The following is a 22,921-nucleotide window of genomic DNA, read 5'->3' as shown; positions in this document are numbered from 1 at the left end:
TAAGTAGGTCTGTTTTTTCTACCAACCACTTAATTTATAGTGGTCCAATTTGAAGATAATTAAGATTTATACATGAGGTTAATTTGATCAGCGATGTAATCCGAGCTTAGATGCAAGCCATTTTTTAACCACCACATGATGATACCTACTAAAGAAGCTGTTCTAATGTCAATATCGACATAGAATTCGGTAGGGATTATGCTGGTGTTCATTCTACGTTTTTCAATTAGTTTTTTGATCAAACTAAACAAATGCTTTTCAAATTGCTCGAGTTGAAAAAGTATGAGTAGATGATGTCTTTGTGTATAAAGATAATCTAGTAATTGAACCAATTGTATTTGTTTATTGTTGTCCTTCAATTGAATGAGCCCTTCAATTTGGTTGGTTAGCTCATGTAAAACATCCTGCATTAATTGAGAAACCAGATCGTCTATATCTCGATAATGCAAATAAAAGGTAGTTCGATTTAACAACGCTCTGTGCGTTACCTTTTGCACGGATAATTGAGAAATGAGCACTCCTTCATTTAAAAGTGTTAATGCAGCATTTTTTAACATTTCTTGGGTCCGAATGGATCGGGGATCTTCTTTTTTAGTCATTTTTCACATTCCTGTCTATCATAGTTGATTTTATCTACACTTCATTTTTGATTGTTGATTAGTCGACAGTTGGTGCTATATTGTTTATGGTCAATCTTGTGAGTTTCTTGCTATTATACTTTATAGACATTGTGTCGTAAAACTATAATTGAGTTAGGAGTTTGATCATGCAAAACGAAATATCTAAAGAAACAAGGAAGCTACTGCTAATTGTCATGATTGCAGGATGCTTTTTTTCTACTTTAAATCAAACATTGCTCAATGTTGCGTTGAGTGATTTAATGGTTATTTTTGATGTGAAACCGACAACCATCCAGTGGCTGGCTACCGGTTTTATGCTTGTGAATGGTGTATTAGTTCCGATTACTGCTTATTTAATGAAACGCTTTTCAACACGTCAATTATTTATTAGCTCGATGGTATTTTTATTAGTGGGTTCTATTGTTGCTGCGTGTGCTATGAATTTTGGGGTGTTATTAGCGGGACGTATGATTCAAGCTGTCGGTGCAGGAATTATTATTCCGTTAATGATGACAGTTATTGTTTTCTTATATTCAGTAGATGAACGCGGTAAAGTTATGGGGAAAGTGGGATTTGCGATTATTTTTGCTCCAGCCATTGCCCCTACAGTTGCAGGATTTATCGTTGAATATATGTCATGGAGATGGCTTTTTATTGGGTTAATTCCATTTGTGGCAATCATTATTTTAGTGGCTTATAAGTATTTATTGAACGTAGCAGAGGCGACGAAGGTAAAAATGGATGGGCTGAGTGTCATTTACTCCACTGTAGGCTTTGGCTTTTTATTATTTGGCTTTAGTAGTGCAGGTAGCCGAGGATGGGGGGACTGGCTTATTGTAACGATAATTGTTTTAGGATTGTTGGTTACAATGCTATTTTGTCAGCGTCAAATGTCTTCGAGTGATCCATTGCTAAACTTATCGGTATTTAGATACAAAATGTTTTCGATGACGACCATTGTAAATATTGCGATTACGATTTTAATGTATGCGGACCTAATTTTATTACCGATGTATTTACAGGACGGCCGTGGTTTTACCGCATTTGAAGCAGGGTTATTATTGTTACCTGGTGCTATTATTAATGCTATGTTATCGCCGGTAACAGGAAAATTGTTTGATAAATACGGTGCAAAACCTTTATTTATTGTGGGAATGAGCTTCATTGCATTGTCGATGTGGGCAGTCATTGATTTATCATCTTCTACTTCGTATGCTTATATACTTGTTCGTACGATTATTCTACGCATTGGATTAGCATTTATCACAATGCCATTAAATACAGCAGCTCTAAATGCTTTACCTAGAGAATTAGTCTCCCATGGCTCTGCTATTAACAATACGACGCGTCAATTAGCTGGAGCAATTGGTACGGCGGTCATTGTGACGATTTACTCGATGCAATTAACCAAGATTTCAATTGAAACAAGTGAGGGCTATGTAGCAGCAGTAAATACGACTTATCTCTTTATGTTTGTTGTAGCGCTTCTTGCATTTATTGTGGTTTGGTTTGTTCCTAGAAATAAAAAAGAGGCAAATAAGAAATTAAGTAACTAGTACTTCATAAGTAAATGCGTTTTAAATAAGCAGTATTTGCAATAGCAAAGTAGATGACCAACTAACGTGAGATGGATAGTGGATCCGTAACATAAGAAAAAGTAAAAGGATGTCTCGACTAAAGAGACATCCTTTTATGATGAGTTTATTTTGTAAAGTTATCGAAGTAACCTTGAATATAGACAATTGGAGTACCTTTATCTCCACTTCCTGAAGTTAAATCGGATAAAGATCCAATTAGGTCAGTTAGTTTACGAGGTGTAGTGCCTTGTGCTTCCATTGAACCTACGAGGTCTTCTTTTTTATTCTGGATGAATTCAGTAATAGCTTGATTTAACTCTTCACCTTGAAGATGAGAGAAGTTATTATCTGCCAAGTATTTTAGTTTCACTTCGTTTGGAGTACCATCAAGTCCTTTTGTATAAGCAGGTGATACTACTGGATCCGCAAGCTCCCAAATCTTACCCACAGGATCTTTAAATGCTCCATCGCCATAAACCATTACTTCAATAGTTTTACCAGTTAATTCTTTAATTTTTGCTTGAATTCCATCAACAACTGGTTGGCAGTTGTTCGGAAATAGTTTGACACTGTCTTCCGTTGCTTTATTTGAACCAAGTAGACCATAGGCTTCATTAAAGCCGCTACCGTTAATTGGTTTTGAAAGAACATCATCTAGGCCATATACTTTTTCAGCACCATTGTTTGTTAATATACGTTTTGTCCTTACGCGTGAGTGAATATCACAAGTTAACACGTTCTTTGTATAGTCCAGAATTGTTTTTGGATTATTAGAGAAGATTACTTCACAAGTTGCACCTTCAGCTTCAATCAAGGATTTATAGTATTCAATGTAATCAACACCTGTGAAAGTGTGTTTGCCATAACCGAAATGTTCACGGAACTGGGCTTCAGTTAATACATCTGTCCATGGATTGATGCCTTTCGCATCCAGCTCATCGATGTCTACCAGGTGATTGCCCACTTCATCAGAAGGATAGCTTAACATTAAGACTATTTTTTTTGCTCCTTTTGCAATCCCTCTCAAGCAGTTTGCAAATCGGTTACGACTAAGAATTGGGAAGATGACACCAATTGTATCATCACCGAATTTAGTTTTTATATCTGATGCAATATGATCAATGGTTGCATAGTTTCCTTGCGCACGAGCGACAATGGATTCAGTAATTGTAACAATATCGCGATCCTCTATCGAAAAACCTTCGACCTTTGCTGCATTTAATACTGTTTCAACAGTGATTTGTTCCATATTATCACCTTGGTTGATGATGGGACTACGAAGCCCACGAACTACTGTTCCAACGGCTCTTGTCAATTTAATCTCTCCTCTAAGTGAGTATGTTTTATATAATTATGTCCATATATATAAACATTATATGTTTACTATACCCTTATAACGTGATATAAGTAAAATTAATATTCATTATATCAGATATAAGGAGAGCTTATATGATAGGGAAATTGGATTTATACAGAATATTTAACGTTGTTAGCTCTAATCAAAGTTTTTCAAAAGCAGCACAAGAACTATACATGACGCAACCAGCTGTTAGTCAAGCAATATCGAAATTGGAGAAAGAATTAGATATTCTGCTTTTCCATCGAACCTCAAAGGGAGTAGTATTAACAAATGAAGGAAACCTGTTAAATGAGCATATTAAGTCAGCATTGGGAATCATAAACGCCGCAGAAGACAAACTTTTAGAATTTAAATCATTAAAGACCGGACAATTACGTATTGGAGTTGGAGACACCATCTCTCGCTATTTCTTATTACCTTATTTGGAAAAATTCCATAAGGGGTATCCTGGGATCAAATTAAATATATTAAATGGAACTACAACAGAAATTTGTGACTTAATTAAATCAGGAAAGGTAGATATTGGTGTGTGTAATTTACCAATCGATGAAGAAAATCTACAAGTCATACCCTGTAAGGAAATTCAAGATATCTTTGTTTGCGGAGAAAAATATAAAACTCTTACTGAAAAACCCGTTAGTTTTGAGTATTTAATGAGAATGCCACTCATTTTTTTGGAAAAGAAGTCGAATTCACGATTGTTTGTAGAGCAATTCTTTGAAAAGAAGGGTTTTCAATTTTCACCTGTATTTGAATTAGGCTCTTTTGATTTGGTTTTAGAATTCGCAAAAATAAATTTAGGGATTTCGTGTGTGATCAAGGAGTTCTCAAAGAACTATTTAGAAAGTGGAGAATTATATGAGATACAGCTAGTAGAGGAAATTCCAAAGAGGATTATTGGCCTATGCTATTTAGAGAATGTTCCATTAACACGTGCTGCAAAATCATTTATAGAACTTATAAAATAATACCTGAAGTTGAAAAAACTCATTTACAAGTAGTACGGAGAATCGGACCATAAGTAAGTGAGGGTAATGTAGAATTCATAATTTTTTCTGATATTTCTTTTACTAAAACGGTATGTAAGATAAAACTAGTTCTTTTAAGCCTAAAAGGAGATGTGTAAATGAATGAAATTATTCAAAAGAAATTGTTAGAAATAGAAGAGAGATACGGGGTGAAAATCTTGTATGCTGTTGAATCTGGAAGCAGAGCATGGGGCTTTCCTTCAAAAGACAGTGATTACGATGTTCGTTTTATTTATATTCATCCACCAGAATGGTATCTCTCAATTGATCCCCAAGGAATTGGAGTAAAGAGAGATGTAATTGAAGAACCAATTAGTGATTTGTTAGATATAAGCGGTTGGGAGATCACAAAAGCGCTCCGTCTTTTTAGAAAAAATAATCCGCCACTTTTAGAATGGTTAAGAAGCAATATCATTTATTATCAAAAATACTCGTTTGTTGATAACATACGGTCTTTGGAATCGGATGTATTTCATCCGAATTCGATGCTGCACCACTATTTAAACATGGCAAAAAATAATTATCGTGAGTACCTGCAGGGATCAGAAGTGAGAATAAAAAAGTATTTTTATGTACTACGACCGATATTGGCGTGTATGTGGATTGAGAAATATAATATGACACCTCCAATTAGCTTCCATGAATTATTGAAAGACATCATTCCAGAAGGTGAATTAAAAAATGCGGTTGAACATCTTTTAAAAAGAAAGCTAATAGGTGATGAGTTAGATATTGAACCCCGTATTCATGTGATTAACAGATTCGTGGAAAACGAAATGGAACGACTCGAGGAATATGTAAAATCGCTCAAAGTTGAAGCGAAGGATCCGACGAAACTATTAGATGAATTGTTTAGAAATACATTGCAAGAAGTTTGGAAGTAATATTTTTAATTCGCGCATAATCTTGTAATTTTGATAAACAAAGAAATCTTCCGAACTGCCTTAAGACAAGGTACGGTGAAGCCTATCATAAGTAAATGCAGTTTTGAAAAAAATCACTTAGTGTGTTGATATATCAACACGCTAGGTGATTTTTTTAGTTAAATTTTATATATTTCTATCTCAATAATTATAAATCATTACTCAAAATGACAAAAACTTAGAGTTAGCAGCATTGAAGTGGCTTTTATTTGTCATCAAACTTTTATGTGAGAACGATATTTTTATTTGACGTGAATAATATCAACAAATGGAACTATCCATTTCAAACTTCAATTTATAAATTAATAACACAATTCATAAAAGATATACATGTGGATTATTTGAATGGTTCGTATTATTCCAACGAAGTTCATAGCATTGACACAATATAAATTGCAGGTTATTATTGTTACTAAAAGTAACTTAGTTATTTAAAGTCACTATAATTATGAATGTTGTTTGTATTTTAAATAAAGTAATTTATTTAATGAACTAGGCAGAAAGGAAAAAGTATAGTAGGGAGAATCCATAAATTTAATGATGGATATATCAAACTAAAAAATTCTCATTAATTAACGGCATGTTAATTATAAAACTTCTTTCAAAGTAGAAAGAGATGTTAGTCGTTTACTTTAAAAATAGAAATTAAATATGGAATAGGGGATAACATCATGAGTCAGTCAAAGAAAAAAATCCACTATGCATGGTGGGTATTATTAGGGTTAGTTGTAATGGTCGGAGCTGCAAAAGGTGGCATTTTGACCACAGGTGGACTATTTTTAACTCCGATTACAGAGGATTTAGGTATTGGAATGGGAAGTTTAACTTTGTACTTTAGTATTTCATCAATTGTAACCATGATATCATTACCAATTGCAGGTAAGATGATAGCAAAATATAATATTAGATTAATTTTAGTGACAGCTGTTATTTTGGAGGCAGGCTCCTTTGCCATGTTTGGATTAATGAACTCCGTATGGGGATGGTATCTGTTTGCTATACCTATGGCAATGGGATCTGTATTTGTAACACAATTGGCGGGTCCTGTACTTATTAATAATTGGTTTGAAAAGCACAAAGGCGTGGCTATAGGTATTATGGTGGGAGCTGGTGGTTTAATAGGAGCTTTTCTTCAACCGGTAGCAGGTAACTTAATCGCAAGTGAAGGTTGGAGAAACACGTATATGATTTTAGGATTAGGTGTAATGACGGTTGTTATACCTGTTGTGCTATTAACGATTAGAAAGGCCCCTCACCATAAAGGTTTAGAGCCATATGGTAAGGTTGTAGTTCAGCCAAATGAAGAGATTAAAGTTCAAACGACAACAAATAGCGGGGTTACTGCTGCCATAGCAAAAAAATCAAGTGTATTTTATTATCTATTATTTTTCTTCTTCTTTGAAACATCAATAGCTGCTTTTAACCAACATGTTGCGCCATTCGCAATGGGTTTGGGATATGACATCAAGTTTGCAGGGAATGCAATGGGCGCATGGTCGGTAGGTATTGTAATTGGAGCGATCTTCTTCGGTTTTCTCAGTGATAGAATAGGAGTGAAGAATACAGCCATTTCGGCTATGCTTCTAGGCTTAGTCCCAGTAGGAATTCTTATAATAGTTCCTGAAAATCCAATGATGTTTACACTAGCTACTGGCCTATATGGATTTGTTGTTGCATCTCTTGGGACATTGGGGCCGCTTTTAACAACAGCTCTATTTGGCAATAAGGAGTTCAGTCAAATTTATGGACTTGCAATAACGGGATTGGCAGTTGCAGGTATTGTTGCGTTACCTGGATACGGCTTTATATTTGAAATTACAGGTAGTTACACATATGTGCTATATGGAATTTTTATAATGTTTCTCTTGAATGTGGGAGCCATTATCCTCGCATTTAAAGGAAAAAAGAAATTTAAAAAAGCCGGATTGTGGAATGAATAATAGGTTAAAGAGTTTTAAAGCAACATATACGCATGAGCCATACGATGTTTACGTGAGTAATAATCCTCGTGCATTCCTATAAAGTTGCCTAAATAGAATAAGAATGATCTATGAGAAGTTATCACTAACTTCTTTTTTTTATTCTTTAAATAGACAACAATTCAAAAAGCGCGATTGGACGTATACAGTAGCTGATTGGGCATGTCATGAATAGATGAGGGGAATAATACCATTACTAACTGAATTAGCAGTTCAACTACTCTTATATTAGTTGGAATGCCGAAATAAATTCGGTAATGGGATGGCAAGGGGAAGCAATGAATAAGAAAAAGCATTATACTAATACTTACTGTACGAATTAGAAAAGGTTAGGTGAATAACATGAATGCAAATGACATATTAACTCGACTAAGATACGCACTCGACATAAAAGACGCAGAAATGGTTGAGATTTTCGCACTAGGCGGAATCGAAACAACAAAGACAGAAGTCCAAGACATGCTATCAAAGTCAAAAAACAGTACGGATGGTGAGGCTCCGGAAGAAGAATATATTAACATGATCGACAACACGACGTTAGAGTCATTCTTAAACGGGTGTATAACATTAAAAAGAGGACCGCAAGAGGAAACTCCCGAGACTCTCAAAAACCAATTCTTGATGACCGCCGACAATAGAAACATGAATAATATCTTACTTAAGAAAATGAAAATTGCACTTTCCTTAACGAGTGAGGAAATGATCGATATCTTAAATGACGCAGGGGTTACGGTGTCAAAAAGTGAATTGAGTGCGGTTCTTCGAAAAGAAGGTCATCGAAACTATAAGGAGTGCGGTGATCGTTACGCTAGAAATTTCCTAAAAGGGTTAGCCCACATCTATCGACCATGATGACTTATAGAACAATCCACGCAGGATCCGGTAAAACAAGGAGCCTGCTTTTTCTTGTTGCCTTGCAGATAGTATGACAGCGTATACGGGATAAGCTATAATCATGAAGGTCGCAGCCACCTTTCAACTAGAGAGGGGAGTATCTTTGATTTCACTACATAATGTTAGTAAAAGTTTTACCGGTGTTCCAGTCATTCAATCCATTTCACTCTCGATTGCACAAGGTGATATCCACGGCATCATTGGAGCGAGTGGTGCTGGAAAATCGACATTGTTACGACTCATGAATTTGTTGGAAACACCAGACGATGGAGTAGTTGAGGTGAACTGTCAAAAGCTAACATCTCTCAACATTAAACAACTTCGACAAGCTCGTAAATCCATAGGGATGATCTTTCAACACTTCAATTTAGTGGCCAATAAAACCGTGTATGAAAATGTAGTAGTCGCGCTTGAGCTTGCAAAGTATCCTAAAGATGAACGTCGGAACCGAGCCTTGGAGTGTCTGCGATTTGTTGGACTTGAAAGCTTTCAGCCCAAGTATCCAGCTCAGCTAAGTGGCGGTCAAAAGCAACGAGTTGCGATTGCAAGAGCGCTTGCGAACCATCCGCACGTGCTGTTATGTGATGAACCCACGTCATCTCTAGACCCTCATACAACTGCTGAAATCCTCACAGTCTTAGCAGATATCAATCAAAGACTTGGGGTTACCATTGTCCTTGTGAGTCATGAGATGGAGGTCATTAAAAGCATCTGTAACCGTGTAACTGTGCTCACGGAAGGAACTGTCTATGATACGTTATCCATTACACCTAAAGGTATTCAGGCGACGGAAAGCTCTGCGAATCACTTTGTAGAACAGCTCACGAAAGACGGTGGTCGCGATGCCTGAAGTACTCGTTCAATACCAAGCTGAAATTTGGCAGGCGATTGGAGAAACGTTCATCATGGTGGGAGTTTCTATCCTTGCAGCTATTCTAATTGGGCTACCTGTGGGAACGTTGTTATTTCTGTGTCGAAAGGGACAAGTTTTTGAAAATCAGGTTGTTTTTTCGATCGTCAATTTATTCGTGAATGTGGTCCGTTCTTTTCCATTTCTTTTGTTAGTCGTCTTTTTAATCCCTTTTACAAGATTTTTAATTGGAACAGCAATCGGGACCGCAGCTGCGACTGTGCCTCTGTCAATTATTGCAATTGCCCATTACGCTCGTTTAGTGGAACAAGCATTGTTGGATGTGCCAAAAGGCGTGATGGAAGCGGGTATTTCTATGGGCGCTTCTTTGAAAGAGCTCATCTTTAAATTTCTTTATGTGGAAGCACGGTCCGGACTCGTCCTTGGATTAACCACATCTATTATTAGCTTCATCTCGTACTCCACCATTATGGGAGTTGTAGGAGGCGGGGGAATCGGTGATTTTGCCATCCGCTATGGCTATCAGCAGTTTAAGACAGATTTGATGATTTATATGATTGTGATCATGATCATTCTGGTACAGCTCATCCAATTTACGGGGACGACTGTATCTAGATGGTTAGACAAAAGATAAAGAACAGGAGAAAACAATGAAAAAACTTCTTTTATTTTTAACGTTGAGTATGATTCTTGTAGTAGCAGCAGGCTGTAGTAAATCGGATTCTGCCAGTGAACCTGAAAAGGCTCCGGCAAAAGAAGACGAAGTTGTTACATTGAAAGTCGCATCATTAATTCCACCAATGACCGAGATTCTTGAACTGGTTAAACCGACACTAGCGGAAGAAGGCGTGGACCTTGAAATCGTCGTGTTGGGGGATAACATTCAACCGAACAGCGCTCTTGCTGCAAAAGAAGTAGACGCAAACTTCTTCCAACACGTACCGTACATGGAAGAATTCAATCGCAATAATGATGCCAACCTAGTTCCGATAACCCCAATCTATTTTGCTAATTATGGTGTCTACTCAAAAGACTACGACTCCATGGACAAACTGCCGAAGGGTGCGAACATTGCGATTGCGAATGATGTTTCAAATATTGACCGCTCATTAGCGTTACTAGCTCAACATGACATTATTACATTAAAAGAAAAAAATGGACCTTACTATACTAAAGCAGACATCTTAGAGAATCCGAAGAACTATGAATTTAAAGAGGTGGATTTGCTAATGCTTGCGAGAATGTATGATGACGCAGATGCAGTCATTATGACACCAGCTTATGCAGCACCACTGGACTTGACGCCGAAAAGTGATGCACTCTTAACTGAAGGTGTTGAAAATGACTTCGCGATCACACTTATTGCCCGGGAAGACAATGCAGATTCGGAACCGATTCAAAAGTTATCGAAAGCAATGACTTCTGATGAGGTCCGTAAGTTTCTAAAAGACAACTACGACGAAACGGCAATTCCAGCATTTTAATTAACAAAAAAAGGCTTTGAGAGCGGGGGACCCCTGTCTCTTAAAGTCTTTTTCAATGAAGTCACGCATTTAATGAAATTAACTCCAAATCACCTGTCCCCACATTTTTCATCTGAACAAAAAAGAACTCTCCCAGAAACCAGTTTTCACTGGCTTTCTGGAGGGTTCTTTTATAAATTGTCCTGTTCAATTTGTCTAATAGCTTCTTCGAGCCAATAATTTGAATGATCTGACTTAGTTGTAAAGTATCCAATAAGCAACTCATGGAGGTTTTCACTTTTTTTGTCTTTTTGAGATGTGTTTTCAAACTTCATAATGTGTTCCCAATGAGCTTTATGACTCGTTAACTTTTCTTTTAACAGTGTCACTACTTTTTCAGAATCCACATATTTGATATTTGCTAAAGCGATTACCATGTCATTGATGTCATTTGCGCTTTTAAATAACTTATAGATTTTATTAGGGAGCTCTTCACGGCCTTTATCCGTAATCGCAAATACTTGTTTGTCAGGTCGATGTTCTTCTTTTATGATTTCAACGGGTTCTATTAAACCATGTTTTGCCAATGAGTCGAAGTGATAGTACAGTTTGCTCTCTGTGATTCCACCTAATTCGTCCAATGGAATGGGTTCAGACATTTGTTTTTTCAGCTCATAAGGATAGGTTTTTCCTATCATTAATTTGCTTAATATAAACACTTGAATGCTCATTCGCAATGCCCCTTTAAGAATAATAATTATTCTTATTATAACATGATTAAGACAACACTTTAGTGATTTCTTCGATTTCAGTCCTTGTTGCGGACTTGTCAGCTGGTTTGGATTTGTGAACGGTCGCAACGATGATGATATTTATGACCATTGCCCCTAAACCAACAGCAGCTAGTGACCAAAGGAAGGGACTTGGACTAATGCTTCCGTATAGATCCGCTAAGTAGCCTTGTACAGAATAATACATAGGAGTAATGTGGCTAGCCCATTCATATGGCTTGTACATCATATCCCTTGAGATTACTGCCCCATTTGCTAAGGTTTGGACGAAGATAAGAGGTATGTTGAGAATCATACCAGCGGGTCCCAGTAAGAAAATAAGGATCGCCGTAAAATTGAAACTAGCCATATAGATAAGAGTTTGATGGCCAACGATACTTAAGAACAAGCTTCCGTCAGGTTGGTTCACTAAAAAGGTAATTCCTGTAGCCGCTAATGAAGATAACAACGCAATTAAAAGAGCCGTCAATTGTAAATAGATGAATAGCCGCGTTTTGCTAGCTCTTCCTCGGTTCTCTTTAAAGGTATCTACTAGTTGCATAGATCCAATCATAGCCCCAATGTAACTCGCCATTGTTAGGAACATAGGAAGCATATTGTTATGCATACCATCGGGTATTTTGTTGACGGTGACGATGTTACCTACATAAGCGGTTTCAATCTTTTCCGCTAATTCAGTAGCCTGTTTTTCGGGTACATTAAAGTTCATTAATACACTTTGTGCTGTTTGTTGAGAGAATTGCTGGCTAAGTTGATTATTAATTTCTGCAACAACTGACTTCATGGAAGAAGAAATGACTGTCGCTCCTGCGTCATTAATTGTAAAGTCGATACTAGAAGAAGTCTCACCGTTTTGCATATCCGATGAGAATGATTCGGGAATGTGAACGACTAAGGCTAAATCATTTTTCTCCAACTCTTTTAAAGCCTGTTTATTTTTAATATCTGTTTCTATATCTTTAAAAGGTAAATTTTCTTGTAGTTGATCTGCAATCTTTGCTCCATATTCCCCGGCATCATCGTTAACGATTGCAATCGGTAATTTGTCAATATTCCCCGGAATTGCCGTATAACCTGGTAAGAAGATTCCTAGCATGGCAATCGCATAGAATACTCCCATAATGATGGCGGCAATAGAACCTCTCGATTTTAGAAACTGTGTGAATTTCATAAGTTTTTCCTCTTTCCAATTGAATATACACTTTAACGAACGAACTTTAAAGAAAGTACTTTGTTTAAAGTATATCATCATTTTATTCTTTTTTAGTAGGAAGTCAACTGATCTGATTGGAGGAGAAGTAGGTGGGTTTTGAATCAGGTGAGATGAGAAATTTCTAAAATGAAAGAGCAAATCCACGGCAAGATTGTTTCGCCTTTTCTAAATAGACCGATTATCGAACAGCACAACAACTATCATATGATGAAACTAGCTACAGCTTATACTGTTATTCAGGAGTGATGAAATTGAATGAGTACATCCAGCAAATGATTGATTGGATAGAGAACAAATTACAAGGGGAGTTTTCATTGGACGAGTTAGCAAATCATATGGGGTATTCTCCATACTACTGCTCTTTTAAGTTTCATCAGGCAACCGGTATTAGTATGAGGCGCTACATTTTGCTTCGAAGATTATATTTGTCTACAGGAGATTTAGTAATGAATCGCAAAATCATCGATGTCGCTGTTGACTACAACTATTCATCCCAAGAAGCTTATAGCAGAGCTTTTAACTCAGTGTTTGGAGTAAGTCCAAGAGATTTTCAACGACACCAAATGCCAGTTCAATCGATTGGCAAGTTAAGAATTCATCCAGCAGAGGGAGTGGATAGTATGAATACGTGTAGAGAAGAAGAAGTAGCACACTTGCAAAGTGAAAAGAGCGAATTATTTGACTGGGATGTATTGAATATCTTAAATGGTGAAGTTATGTATGAAGAGTTTAATAATAAACAACTGATGGGGAATTCCGATTATGCCCCATTTAATGAAGCGATGTGTGTCCATGAAACAACAATTCCAATTTTCGATTCTACATTTATTGAAACACGTGCGTTAGGTCATCATGTCTCAATTGAAAGTTACACCTCTAAAGTGTTGCAGCCATTAAAACGTCTTAATCAGAAAAACTATAATTATATAGTTTTATGGTTTGGTGAAGATATGTTTTGTCAGATGAATCTCCTAACCATTCTTGCTTATCTTGAGCAATCAGAGTATGAAGGTATGGTGTATTTAAATAGTTTTAAGGAGGACGAATTTAAAGTAACTCAAACTGAACTTGTTTTAGGCAACTATTATTCCGTCTATGAAGACGTACTCGTGAATCACAAGAAGCCGAAACGTAAAGTGCTACCTATTATGTTCCAAGCAATCGGGTTGTATCTAGAAATGCAGACAGAAACCAATCCAGTGACTAAATACATTACGAGAAATAAACAATTGTCTCAATCCGAATTGCTCAAGCGGTTATTTGAGGTTTTCCCGATGATCGGGTATGGAGATACACAGTATATAGAGCTGATAAATAGAGTACGGTAGAGGAGTATGACCGATCTTGTTTAGACAAAGTAGTCAGAAGCAGTGGTAGCGTAGATTATTTAAACTGTAAGATTATACAAACAACAATACGTAGAGCTGTTTCACTCACACTAACAACTCATAAAAGGAACCGTATCAAAAGTAAACCAAAAGACCTTAAAGAACCGGTCTTTTGGTTTTAAAATTGTCAGATCAACCTAATCTCATTCAAGACTACCCTCAAGAACTAGATACACACCGATACAAATCCAGTTCCTCAATAAGAAGTCCAGCCTCCATCAACACCGATTACTTGTCCATTCACAAAACTTGCAGCATCCGATCCTAGAAGGATAGCCAATTCTGCTACTTCTTCAGGCTGTCCGACACGTGGGTTCAAGGACATTCCAAGTGATTGGCGACGTGCGCCAAATTCGCTTATATTTTTCATGGAAGCACTGATATTTGTCGCGACGGCTCCAGGCGCAATCCCGTTGCAACGGATGTTTTTGTCAGCATACATGAATGCCGTATTTTTTGTTAGACCGACGACTGCGTGCTTCGAAGCTGTATATGCAGCTCCTGCGCGACCACCGTAAAGACCGCCTGCAGAGATGTTATTAACGATAGCGCCGTGTCCTTGTTCCATAAATAGGTTGACGGCAATACGCATTGATCTCATGACGGCAGTTGTATTCACAGAGAACACTCTTTCCCATAGTTCTTCTGAAACTTCTCCAACAGGCTCCATGCCATCCATGATACCGGCGTTGTTTACAAGGATGTCCAGTTTACCAAAAGCTTCTTTTGTTTCATCGAATAGTCGCTGCACATCCTCCTCGGATACCACATTTGTTTGAACTGCAATGGCTTCTGCACCTAAAGCTTTAATTTCTTCTACTACAGCTTGAGCACCTTCCAGGTGGATGTCGGACACCACGACTTTCGCGCCTTCCTTTGCGTACCCTACAGCAATCGCCTTTCCCATGCCAGATGCTGCTCCAGTGACAATCGCTACTTTTTCTTTTAATCTCATTTCAACCAGCCTCCTTTGACTTTACTGTACACCTGTTCAATAAAATTATAGTATTGGGTGTAAGTTCTTACAATAATCAAATAGTTGATAGTTGTTCATTAAGGAACAGATCTATCAAAACTGTTCAATAAGAGGTGGAAAGGGATGCGGACAGATTTACGTGTGATAAAAACAAAAGAGGCGTTGCACAACGCTTTGTTGGAAGTACTAGATGAAAAGAGTTTGAATGCCATTTCTATATCAGAGATTTGCAGAAGGGCAAAAGTGAACCGGGGTACTTTCTATTTACACTATGCTCAAGTCGAGGATCTATTTGAAGAGTATTTTAAAGAAATTACTGCTGATTTGGCGAGATCCTATCAAGAACCGTATCGCTATGTGACTGTATTGAAAACAGAAGAATTAAATCCTGATACAATACGTATTTTCCATCATATTGAAAATTATAAGCGCTTCTACCGTATTGTGTTTTCAAAGAAAGTCCCAATACTGTATTATTATTTATTGTTCGAGGAAATTAAGCAATTGTTGCTTAAGGATCAAGAAGCTATCTTGCATGAAGATATTGACCATGAGTTACATTGCTCTTATCAGGCGAACGCCATCATTGGAATCATCATCGATTGGTATCATAAGGATTTTAGCTATAGTGCGGAATATTTAAACCGTCAACTCGTACAAATTGTAAATATACAATCAGGTAATTCAAAAGGTATTTGATTAATAATTATATATTTTAATGAAGAACTACATAAGCAGGTGAGAACTCATGAACCGAAAAATAATTGACGCACACATTCACTTAGATATGTATGAAGATAATGAACGTGTCCAAATTCTAGATGAATTAGAAGCAACATCTGTTGAATCATTAATTGCAGTCTCAAACAATTTAGCTTCTTCACTTAGGCAACTGGAGTTTGCCCGAATGGATAGTCGGGTTAAACCTGCTATAGGTTATCATCCGGAACAGTCGCTGCCGAGTAAAGGGGAGCTTGATGGAATTATGGAGCTCATTGATGAGAATCGTGAAGGTCTCATTGCAATAGGAGAAGTCGGTCTTCCATATTATTTGCGTCAGGAGGAGCCGAAGATAGATATAGCGCCTTATGTGAAGTTACTTGAGCACTTTATGCAAAAGGCGGTAAACTGTGAGTTACCTATCGTGTTACATGCTATTTACGAAGACGCTGAGCTTGTATGTGACATGTTGGAAAGCTATCACATCAAACACGCACATTTCCATTGGTTTAAAGGAGATGACGCAGTTCTAGACCGTGTTCTTCGGAATGGGTATGTTCTATCGATTACTCCGGATGTCACGTATGAACAAGAAATTCAACATATAGTTAAACAAACCCCACTATCGCAACTAATGGTGGAAACAGATGGGCCGTGGCCATTTAAAGGTCATTTTACCGAGAAGATGACTCATCCATCTATGATGCATCGTAGTATAAAAACAATTTCAGATATTAAGGGAATGAGAGTAGAAGAAACCTATCGTCAAATCTACGAGACAACCTTGAAATTTTATCGGGTGTAAAGCGAACCCTTTTTATGATGTGTTCGGTATACCCCATAGTAAATGATTGAAAAGGCGTAACCTCAAAATGGTGCGTCTCTTTTTTTGTTGTAAAATATGGAGAAAATCGACTATTTATAATATAAGTTACCTGAATACAAGATATAATGGGACTTTTTAATAAGAATAAAAAACCATAAAAGACGTAAATCATTGCTTTACATAGTTCATTGGTATGTATATATTTAATTTTAGAGGATGGTTATTATTTACTATATTTACCCAATAGTACATAGTATATCCTGAAAAATATATAAGAGGTGTACAGGTTGAGGAAATTTATGCAGTTAAATAGTCTTAGAAAGAAAATTTTATTTGGGTTTGCTATCGCAATTGTTTTAACGTCCGTATACAGTGGCTTTACCTATCTAATGAATAAAAAAACGAGTGCTTCTATGGATCAAGTCATTAATGAAGAATTACAGCTATTGTCTGCATATGATCAAATGTCTTCTTCTATCTCAGTTAGGATATCAGCGGTGAGAGGATATTTACTTTCAGGAAACCCATCCTATATAGATGATTTTCAGAAGTACACTGAAATTGGTCTTGAAAGTGAAAGTGTTATTAGGAGTATAGAAGTAAACAGTGAGTTTGATGCATTGATAAAGAGAACGGTCAATTGGCGTAAACAGGTTGATGCAGATGTTTTTAACGAATATGACGAGGGGAACAAAGAGTTAGCTATTCAAAATGCTACCAAGCTAAGTGCAGAGAGTACTGAGATTCGTCTGGGATATGAAGAGTTGGCGGAAAAAAACCATGAAAAAATGGAGGAAATGGGTAAAGAAATACAACGATCAGAAAAACGGGCTGCACAAATGGGTTCTCTATTTGCCTCTTTAATCACAATTATTTCCATTTTAATTGCCGTTGTTACAGCGAGAGTGATCTCGAATCCTATAAATAACGTTGCAGAACGAATGAAGTTAATTGCTAGCGGAGATATTAGCCAGGAGCATCTTGTTACAAATGCACGAGATGAAATCGGTCACCTTGTGACAGCGACAAATGAAATGCAAACAAAAATGAATACAATCCTACGTCAAATCAATGGCGTTTCGAATACCGTGTTATCCCATAGTGAAGAGTTAACGCAGTCTGCTAGTGAAGTAAAGGCTGGCTCTACTCAGACCGCAATGACAATGCAGGAGCTGGCAACAGGGGCTGAAACTCAAGCGAATAGTGCTAGCAACCTAGTATCTATCATGGATTCGTTTGCCACAAAGATTTTTGAAACCAATGAGAATGGGACCGATGTTCAGAAGTATTCTCAAGAAGTGATTGGTATGACCCAAGAAGGTGTAGAGATGATGGAGTTTTCTACAAAACATATGGAGAAAATTAATGAGCTTGTTGAGGAATCGGTTCAAAAAGTTGAAGGATTGGATAGTCAATCTCAGGAGATTTCTAAGCTAGTTACAGTAATTAATGATATTGCAGCACAAACAAATCTACTGGCATTAAATGCAGCAATCGAAGCAGCTAGAGCAGGAGAGCATGGGCGTGGATTTGCAGTAGTTGCTGATGAGGTGCGTAAGTTGGCAGAGCAAGTTTCTCATTCTGTAACCGATATTTCAGGCATTGTGGAACGAATACAAGGCGAAACGAAAAGCGTTTCGAATGCACTTGCTAAAGGTTATAAAGAGGTAGAGCAAGGAACCGAACAGCTGCAATTGACAAAAGGGACATTCAATAAGATTAGTAAAGCAGTACTAAAAATGGATGAAAATATAAAAACAGTTGGCAACAATTTGAATGACATTGTTGACAATACTAAAGAGATTAACAATACAGTCGACGATATCGCTGCCGTATCTGAAGAAGCGGCGGCGGGTGTAGAACAGACCTCGGCTTCTGTACAGCAAACTGCAAGTTCTATGGAAGAAGTGGCCAGTAGTTCAGCTGAACTCGCGCAACTCTCTGAAGAGCTGAATAGATTGGCACATCAATTTAAACTGTAATTACACAAAACACGAGACCATTTCACTTTGATGATCTCGTGCTTTTTTGTGGGGATAGATTATTTTTATCCTATATTCTTACGTGGTGTAACGTAAACAAACGGTATGAAATGGCTTTTCATGAGCTTCTTTAATTATTCACCAGCCAATGATACGATAATGTTATGAGAAAGCATGGAGGTGCAGAAACTTTATGTTCTTGGAGGATTGGAAGAAACAACTAAATGACAATAAGTCATTGTTCATTGGGGAAGATACAGCGTTTCGCGCCGCGGTATTGGTGCCTCTCGTTCAAGAATCAGGCGAGTGGCATGTAGTTTTTGAGAGGCGTTCCCTGACAATGCGAAAACAGCCGGGAGATAGTAGTTTTCCAGGAGGTCGAATTGACTCGACAGACGCTTCCCCGATGGATGCGGCATTGCGAGAAACACATGAAGAATTAGGAATCGATCCAGATACCGTCACCGTTATTGGAAAGTTGAGTCCATATATTGCATCTCCTTCGTTTGTGGTCTATCCATTTGTTGCGGTATGTGACTACCATGAAATTATCCATTCTTTTAATAAGGACGAAGTCGAGGAAGTCTTTGCAATTCCGTTGAAGTGGTTACTTGACCACGAACCTGTTCTACACAGAGTCCCGGTTCAACCAATACCCTTGCCAGACTTCCCGTTCGATAAAATCTACAATGGTGAGCAGTACCAATGGGGAAATCGTTCACAGGAAGAGTGGTTTTATGAGTATGAAGAGTATATTGTTTGGGGATTGACTGCTCGGATATTAAAACACTTTATCGATCTGATTAAATAAAATGGTATCTCACATAAAGGAGTCATGAAAATGAGAGAAAAGAAACCATGGGCAGTAAAGATCCTTATGGGAATTGCAGTGTTATTGATAATTACGTTAGCTGGATTTTTCATCTTCGTCAGCACTTCCTATGAAGCAATTCCATCTTCAAAGAACAGCTTACAATCAGATGATCAGGTGATCGTTAAAGAAGAAGGGGATATTCTATTTGAACCGGTATCTGAAGCACGCGATATCGGATTTATTTTCTATCCTGGCGCCAAAGTAGAAGCACCCGCTTACGCAACGATGGCAAAAGAAATTGCAGCGCAAGGATATCCTGTCATTCTTGCCGACTTGAGATTTAACTTAGCGATCCTGTCTCCAAATCGTGCGGGTGAGATTATAAATGACCATCCTGAGATTAAAAGATGGGTCATTGGTGGTCACTCGTTGGGTGGTGTGATGGCGTCCAATTATGCGCTAGATCATGAGAATGTAGAAGGGCTTGTATTACTTGCATCCTATCCTCAAAGTAAAACTGATTTGAGTAAGTCCTCGTTAAACGTATTATCCCTTTGGGGAAGCAATGATGAGGTGGCAGATCTGGACAAAGTGAAAAACGCTAAGGAAATCATGCCCAATGATGCAGAATTCATTGAAATAAAAGGCGGAAATCACGGTGGTTTTGGAGAGTATGGTCATCAAAAAGGTGATGGAGACTCTTCGTTGTCAGGGAATCAGCAGGTACAAGATACCGTTAAATACATTGTAGAATTTTTGGAAGAACTGAGCGAGTGAAAAGAATCTTTCTGACAGTAACGTAAAAAAACGCATGCAGAAAGTTTCTCCACATGCAAGGTACACTCAAATCATGAGCATAACACAACGATTTGATATGGCGTCGTCTGAGCAGGGATACTCCGAGTTGTTGCACCATACACGACAAGTAGATCTCGATTGGCCAGGTTTCCAGTGAAAGGCTGCCCGTTCTGCAGGACGACTTTAGTAGCTGGATTCATATTCAGCTGTAACGTGTGATCACTGCTCACTAACTGGTCATCAAAATGGTCGACTTTCACAAATTGTCCTCGTACATTTTTGCTTACAATGAGCGCATTGAATTGGGGTGGAAAGATAAGAGGTGCAGGTGCATTTCCATCGTAAAATCCTGTTACTTGATCCCCAACGGATACGACTTCGTGATCGACAAAGTAAGTGGTCGGAGCCACTACAAAATTCACTACGTTTCCATAACCATTATCAACTGACATTTGCTTATAACAACCCACTTCGTTGTACTGTCCAATTGAAAAGTCATTAATGGCAGTTACGATGCCCGCAAAGGCTTGATAGTTTATCATTCCGATTCCTCCTGTTTGTTAAGCAGTATCTCCTGTCTATATAGCCTATGTCGCTCTCGCTTCATGGTGACAGTTTAAAGGCATCTTATTTAATAACTCATTGAGTTGCAGTATTTTACTGGTCTTCTCGCTACTTAAAATCTTTCAATGAAGAATGCCAAAACCCCAACGCCTGTAAACGTTGGGGTTTTCCTACTTTTAACGTTTTCAAAATTAAAGGGTTTCTAACTCAACTTCTATGTTGTCTCGCGTTGCTTTTGAGTATGGGCAGACCTGGTGAGCTTTTTCAACTAACTCTTGCAACTGGTCTTTTTCAATACCTGAACCTTTTACTTGAAGTTTCACGGCTAATTTAAAGCCTTGATCCGATTCGTCTTTCTGAAGGCTGACATTTGCAGTGACTTCAGAGTCGAATTTCACTTTTGCTTTGCCAGCGACCAATTGCAGTGCACTGTCAAAACATGCCGCATAGCCTGCAGCAAACAATTGCTCAGGGTTGGTTGAGCTTTCTAGTTTTTTAGCTCTAGGAGTTCCAGGCATCGCCGTATCAAAGCTCACGACATTATCGGAGGATTGAACGTGTCCTTCACGTCCACCTTTTGCAGTTGCAGTTGCTGTGAATAGTGTTTCTGACATACTATCACTTCTCCTTATTTTCTATTTAGTACGATAGATAGTGTTTACCCTAAGCTCATGTTTTTAAGCATAAGAAACAGATAGGTAGTGTTGATGCCTAATTCAAGTCTTCTATAACCCTCAAAATTTCTTTCATGTACACAACTATTGCTATAATGTAAGAGTGTCAAAAGCGAGTGCTGAACTTTGAATAGTCTAAGTTGGATGTGAGCTAAGTCAGATCCAAAACAATCGATCTTAAAGATAGAAAGCAGGGACTTTATATGAACAAGAAAGACATTGCTGATATTCGCAAGCAATTTAAAGTAGATACGGATTTGCTTATGATTACAGACATTTATAATGTATACGTTCGCCAGGAAAGTGATGAAATCTATCACGAGGAGAGTCAAGCATTCGGGTTAATGGAGCGGGAGCAACAAGAATTATTTTTAGCGAACTTTAAAAAGGTGTTAGGCGGAAAACTCGCCATGAAACTATTCGAGGTTCGATTTGCGGAAGTAAAAGAAGGACAGACAGACAATACCCAACAGCTCTTATACGCAGGACTCCATACAAAAGAAGTGAATGATTGGAAAGAAAGCATGCAGTTGATCGCACAGAAAATGGTCAAGGATACTCAGTATGAAAAAGACTTGGTCATTACGTTCATTCGTGGGAAGTATTATAAACCGACGAAAAAGAACTTGGAAGAGTTGGAAATGGCTGAAGGGGACGAGGCGTACACCACACCTTTCATTCTTTGTAGCATGAATCACACCGAACTGCCGAAAAGTTCACTCGTGTTCGACTTTATCGAACGTGAGTTTAAGTCCAGTGAGATGACTGATCCTGTCGTCAAATTAGCTTCGCCTATTGGTGGGTTTTTGTTCCCTTGTTTTACTGACAATGCAGCGGATGTGAATCACATTTTGTATGCTGCGGGTAAGGCAAACAAACCGGATTATCAATTTATCGAAAATGTGTTAGATGGTGAGGAAATCATGACGGCTGAAGATGACAAAGCAGTGTTTGAAGAAATTGTTAAGCACGTTGTGGGAGATGAAGTCAACACCAAAATGCTGGCCAACGTTTATGATGAACTCAACCGAATGACGACCGTGGAAGACGAAGGTGAAGATGAGGATTATGTGCCGACATTGAATACAAAAGAACTGGAACGTGTATTGAAATTGAGTGGGGCAGAAGACGTCGATACCGAAAAAGTACAACAGGCATTCCAATCTGTCGTTGAAGATGAATCCTATGAGCTGAAAGCGAGCCATGTCGTTCCAAGTTACACATCAAAATCTATAAAAATCAGCACGAAAGTCGCAAATATTTCAATCAGCCCCCAAGATTTAAAATATGTGAAACAAGTCAATTACAATGGCAAACGCTGTCTCCTAATTGAGGTAGAAGAAGATACGATGATTGAAGGATTTACGTTGATGGAAGAAGAGCTGTTTGAATCGTAAGTTAGCATCTTACAGCTAACAAATGAGCGTAGTAAATTCGAAATGAAAGATTCAAAAGACTGA

The 22,921-nt window shown here is 37.9% G+C and carries 22 protein-coding genes; 15 read left to right on the top strand and 7 right to left on the bottom strand.

Annotated features, from left to right (window positions below; genetic code table 11):
- Nucleotides 1-59: 59 nt before the first annotated feature.
- On the bottom strand, nt 60-599 hold the full coding sequence (locus tag M3197_RS11145; protein ID WP_251661583.1) for a TetR/AcrR family transcriptional regulator: 540 nt from the start codon (nt 597-599) through the stop codon (nt 60-62).
- 167 nt (nt 600-766) lie between these two features.
- Between M3197_RS11145 and M3197_RS11140 the strand changes: the two genes are divergently transcribed.
- Nucleotides 767-2,176 carry a DHA2 family efflux MFS transporter permease subunit gene (locus M3197_RS11140; RefSeq protein ID WP_251661581.1) on the top strand — a complete coding sequence of 470 codons (1,410 nt, stop codon included), beginning with the start codon at nt 767-769 and terminating at the stop codon, nt 2,174-2,176.
- Between the two features lie 145 nt (nt 2,177-2,321).
- Here M3197_RS11140 and M3197_RS11135 read toward each other — a convergent pair whose 3' ends face one another.
- Nucleotides 2,322-3,512: a coenzyme F420-0:L-glutamate ligase gene (locus tag M3197_RS11135; RefSeq protein ID WP_251661580.1), complete on the bottom strand. Its 1,191-nt coding sequence runs from the start codon at nt 3,510-3,512 to the stop codon at nt 2,322-2,324.
- 134 nt (nt 3,513-3,646) lie between these two features.
- On the opposite strand from M3197_RS11135, the gene M3197_RS11130 reads away from it, so the two are divergent.
- The 7 genes from M3197_RS11130 to M3197_RS11100 all read left to right on the top strand — a co-directional run bounded on the left by M3197_RS11130 (nt 3,647) and on the right by M3197_RS11100 (nt 10,736).
- Nucleotides 3,647-4,525, top strand: a complete 879-nt coding sequence (locus M3197_RS11130) for a LysR family transcriptional regulator (RefSeq protein ID WP_251661578.1) — start codon at nt 3,647-3,649, stop codon at nt 4,523-4,525.
- A 158-nt stretch (nt 4,526-4,683) separates the two neighbouring features.
- Nucleotides 4,684-5,469, top strand: a complete 786-nt coding sequence (locus M3197_RS11125) for a nucleotidyltransferase domain-containing protein (RefSeq protein WP_251661576.1) — start codon at nt 4,684-4,686, stop codon at nt 5,467-5,469.
- A 710-nt stretch (nt 5,470-6,179) separates the two neighbouring features.
- The gene (locus tag M3197_RS11120) at nt 6,180-7,448 is read left to right on the top strand and encodes an MFS transporter (RefSeq protein WP_251661574.1); all 1,269 of its coding nucleotides are present in this window, start codon (nt 6,180-6,182) and stop codon (nt 7,446-7,448) included.
- A gap of 381 nt (nt 7,449-7,829) precedes the next feature.
- Nucleotides 7,830-8,339, top strand: coding sequence for a YehS family protein (locus tag M3197_RS11115; protein ID WP_251661572.1), 510 nt, complete (start codon nt 7,830-7,832; stop codon nt 8,337-8,339).
- 145 nt (nt 8,340-8,484) lie between these two features.
- Nucleotides 8,485-9,231 (top strand): methionine ABC transporter ATP-binding protein, encoded by a 747-nt coding sequence (locus M3197_RS11110; RefSeq protein ID WP_251661569.1) that lies wholly within the window; start codon nt 8,485-8,487, stop codon nt 9,229-9,231.
- Nucleotides 9,224-9,886: a methionine ABC transporter permease gene (locus M3197_RS11105; RefSeq protein ID WP_251661566.1), complete on the top strand. Its 663-nt coding sequence runs from the start codon at nt 9,224-9,226 to the stop codon at nt 9,884-9,886. Before M3197_RS11110 ends, M3197_RS11105 begins: the two co-directional genes overlap by 8 nt.
- A 16-nt stretch (nt 9,887-9,902) precedes the next feature.
- On the top strand, nt 9,903-10,736 hold the full coding sequence (locus M3197_RS11100) for a MetQ/NlpA family ABC transporter substrate-binding protein (protein WP_251661564.1): 834 nt from the start codon (nt 9,903-9,905) through the stop codon (nt 10,734-10,736).
- Nucleotides 10,737-10,906: 170 nt separating this feature from the next.
- On the opposite strand, the gene M3197_RS11095 is transcribed toward M3197_RS11100, so the two are convergent.
- Nucleotides 10,907-11,446 carry a PadR family transcriptional regulator gene (locus tag M3197_RS11095; protein ID WP_251661562.1) on the bottom strand — a complete coding sequence of 180 codons (540 nt, stop codon included), beginning with the start codon at nt 11,444-11,446 and terminating at the stop codon, nt 10,907-10,909.
- Nucleotides 11,447-11,492: 46 nt separating this feature from the next.
- Nucleotides 11,493-12,677, bottom strand: a complete 1,185-nt coding sequence (locus M3197_RS11090; protein ID WP_251661560.1) for a YhgE/Pip domain-containing protein — start codon at nt 12,675-12,677, stop codon at nt 11,493-11,495.
- A 293-nt stretch (nt 12,678-12,970) separates the two neighbouring features.
- On the opposite strand from M3197_RS11090, the gene M3197_RS11085 reads away from it, so the two are divergent.
- A complete protein-coding gene (locus M3197_RS11085) occupies nt 12,971-14,047 on the top strand; it encodes a helix-turn-helix transcriptional regulator (RefSeq protein ID WP_251661558.1) in 1,077 nt (358 codons plus the stop codon).
- Nucleotides 14,048-14,303: 256 nt separating this feature from the next.
- On the opposite strand, the gene M3197_RS11080 is transcribed toward M3197_RS11085, so the two are convergent.
- Entirely contained in the window at nt 14,304-15,062 is a 759-nt protein-coding gene (locus tag M3197_RS11080) for an SDR family oxidoreductase (protein WP_251661556.1), read from the bottom strand.
- 144 nt (nt 15,063-15,206) lie between these two features.
- Between M3197_RS11080 and M3197_RS11075 the strand changes: the two genes are divergently transcribed.
- The 5 genes from M3197_RS11075 to M3197_RS11055 all read left to right on the top strand — a co-directional run bounded on the left by M3197_RS11075 (nt 15,207) and on the right by M3197_RS11055 (nt 20,202).
- Nucleotides 15,207-15,782, top strand: a complete 576-nt coding sequence (locus tag M3197_RS11075) for a TetR/AcrR family transcriptional regulator (protein WP_251661554.1) — start codon at nt 15,207-15,209, stop codon at nt 15,780-15,782.
- Nucleotides 15,783-15,831: 49 nt separating this feature from the next.
- Nucleotides 15,832-16,608 carry a TatD family hydrolase gene (locus tag M3197_RS11070; RefSeq protein WP_251661552.1) on the top strand — a complete coding sequence of 259 codons (777 nt, stop codon included), beginning with the start codon at nt 15,832-15,834 and terminating at the stop codon, nt 16,606-16,608.
- A 434-nt stretch (nt 16,609-17,042) separates the two neighbouring features.
- Complete coding sequence (locus tag M3197_RS11065; protein WP_251661550.1) at nt 17,043-18,611, top strand: methyl-accepting chemotaxis protein; 1,569 nt, start codon at nt 17,043-17,045, stop codon at nt 18,609-18,611.
- A 193-nt stretch (nt 18,612-18,804) separates the two neighbouring features.
- Nucleotides 18,805-19,422 carry an NUDIX hydrolase gene (locus M3197_RS11060; protein WP_251661548.1) on the top strand — a complete coding sequence of 206 codons (618 nt, stop codon included), beginning with the start codon at nt 18,805-18,807 and terminating at the stop codon, nt 19,420-19,422.
- A gap of 30 nt (nt 19,423-19,452) precedes the next feature.
- Complete coding sequence (locus tag M3197_RS11055; protein WP_251661546.1) at nt 19,453-20,202, top strand: alpha/beta hydrolase; 750 nt, start codon at nt 19,453-19,455, stop codon at nt 20,200-20,202.
- A 71-nt stretch (nt 20,203-20,273) separates the two neighbouring features.
- Here M3197_RS11055 and M3197_RS11050 read toward each other — a convergent pair whose 3' ends face one another.
- Together M3197_RS11050 and M3197_RS11045 are read right to left on the bottom strand one after the other, a co-directional pair.
- Nucleotides 20,274-20,765: a hypothetical protein gene (locus tag M3197_RS11050; RefSeq protein ID WP_251661544.1), complete on the bottom strand. Its 492-nt coding sequence runs from the start codon at nt 20,763-20,765 to the stop codon at nt 20,274-20,276.
- A 213-nt stretch (nt 20,766-20,978) separates the two neighbouring features.
- Nucleotides 20,979-21,401 carry an organic hydroperoxide resistance protein gene (locus M3197_RS11045; protein ID WP_251661542.1) on the bottom strand — a complete coding sequence of 141 codons (423 nt, stop codon included), beginning with the start codon at nt 21,399-21,401 and terminating at the stop codon, nt 20,979-20,981.
- Nucleotides 21,402-21,664: 263 nt separating this feature from the next.
- On the opposite strand from M3197_RS11045, the gene M3197_RS11040 reads away from it, so the two are divergent.
- On the top strand, nt 21,665-22,858 hold the full coding sequence (locus tag M3197_RS11040) for a DUF4317 domain-containing protein (protein WP_251661541.1): 1,194 nt from the start codon (nt 21,665-21,667) through the stop codon (nt 22,856-22,858).
- The last annotated feature ends 63 nt before the right edge of the window (nt 22,859-22,921 follow it).

Source organism: Sporosarcina aquimarina, assembly GCF_023715615.1.
Taxonomy (GTDB): domain Bacteria; phylum Bacillota; class Bacilli; order Bacillales_A; family Planococcaceae; genus Sporosarcina; species Sporosarcina aquimarina_A.
Note: the sequence above shows the minus strand (reverse complement) of the source record. Positions and strands in the feature narration are given on the sequence as shown.

What these genes read in the sequence shown, in the direction of transcription:
- M3197_RS11060 (WP_251661548.1), top strand. Translation starts at nt 18,805, where the DNA reads ATGTTCTTGGAGGATTGGAAGAAACAACTAAATGACAATAAGTCATTG.
- M3197_RS11145 (WP_251661583.1), bottom strand. Translation starts at nt 599, where the DNA reads ATGACTAAAAAAGAAGATCCCCGATCCATTCGGACCCAAGAAATGTTA.
- M3197_RS11105 (WP_251661566.1), top strand. Translation starts at nt 9,224, where the DNA reads ATGCCTGAAGTACTCGTTCAATACCAAGCTGAAATTTGGCAGGCGATT.
- M3197_RS11100 (WP_251661564.1), top strand. Translation starts at nt 9,903, where the DNA reads ATGAAAAAACTTCTTTTATTTTTAACGTTGAGTATGATTCTTGTAGTA.
- M3197_RS11050 (WP_251661544.1), bottom strand. Translation starts at nt 20,765, where the DNA reads ATGATAAACTATCAAGCCTTTGCGGGCATCGTAACTGCCATTAATGAC.
- M3197_RS11070 (WP_251661552.1), top strand. Translation starts at nt 15,832, where the DNA reads ATGAACCGAAAAATAATTGACGCACACATTCACTTAGATATGTATGAA.
- M3197_RS11040 (WP_251661541.1), top strand. Translation starts at nt 21,665, where the DNA reads ATGAACAAGAAAGACATTGCTGATATTCGCAAGCAATTTAAAGTAGAT.
- M3197_RS11095 (WP_251661562.1), bottom strand. Translation starts at nt 11,446, where the DNA reads ATGAGCATTCAAGTGTTTATATTAAGCAAATTAATGATAGGAAAAACC.
- M3197_RS11140 (WP_251661581.1), top strand. Translation starts at nt 767, where the DNA reads ATGCAAAACGAAATATCTAAAGAAACAAGGAAGCTACTGCTAATTGTC.
- M3197_RS11080 (WP_251661556.1), bottom strand. Translation starts at nt 15,062, where the DNA reads ATGAGATTAAAAGAAAAAGTAGCGATTGTCACTGGAGCAGCATCTGGC.
- M3197_RS11115 (WP_251661572.1), top strand. Translation starts at nt 7,830, where the DNA reads ATGAATGCAAATGACATATTAACTCGACTAAGATACGCACTCGACATA.
- M3197_RS11045 (WP_251661542.1), bottom strand. Translation starts at nt 21,401, where the DNA reads ATGTCAGAAACACTATTCACAGCAACTGCAACTGCAAAAGGTGGACGT.
- M3197_RS11120 (WP_251661574.1), top strand. Translation starts at nt 6,180, where the DNA reads ATGAGTCAGTCAAAGAAAAAAATCCACTATGCATGGTGGGTATTATTA.
- M3197_RS11075 (WP_251661554.1), top strand. Translation starts at nt 15,207, where the DNA reads ATGCGGACAGATTTACGTGTGATAAAAACAAAAGAGGCGTTGCACAAC.
- M3197_RS11130 (WP_251661578.1), top strand. Translation starts at nt 3,647, where the DNA reads ATGATAGGGAAATTGGATTTATACAGAATATTTAACGTTGTTAGCTCT.
- M3197_RS11090 (WP_251661560.1), bottom strand. Translation starts at nt 12,677, where the DNA reads ATGAAATTCACACAGTTTCTAAAATCGAGAGGTTCTATTGCCGCCATC.
- M3197_RS11055 (WP_251661546.1), top strand. Translation starts at nt 19,453, where the DNA reads ATGAGAGAAAAGAAACCATGGGCAGTAAAGATCCTTATGGGAATTGCA.
- M3197_RS11065 (WP_251661550.1), top strand. Translation starts at nt 17,043, where the DNA reads ATGGATCAAGTCATTAATGAAGAATTACAGCTATTGTCTGCATATGAT.
- M3197_RS11125 (WP_251661576.1), top strand. Translation starts at nt 4,684, where the DNA reads ATGAATGAAATTATTCAAAAGAAATTGTTAGAAATAGAAGAGAGATAC.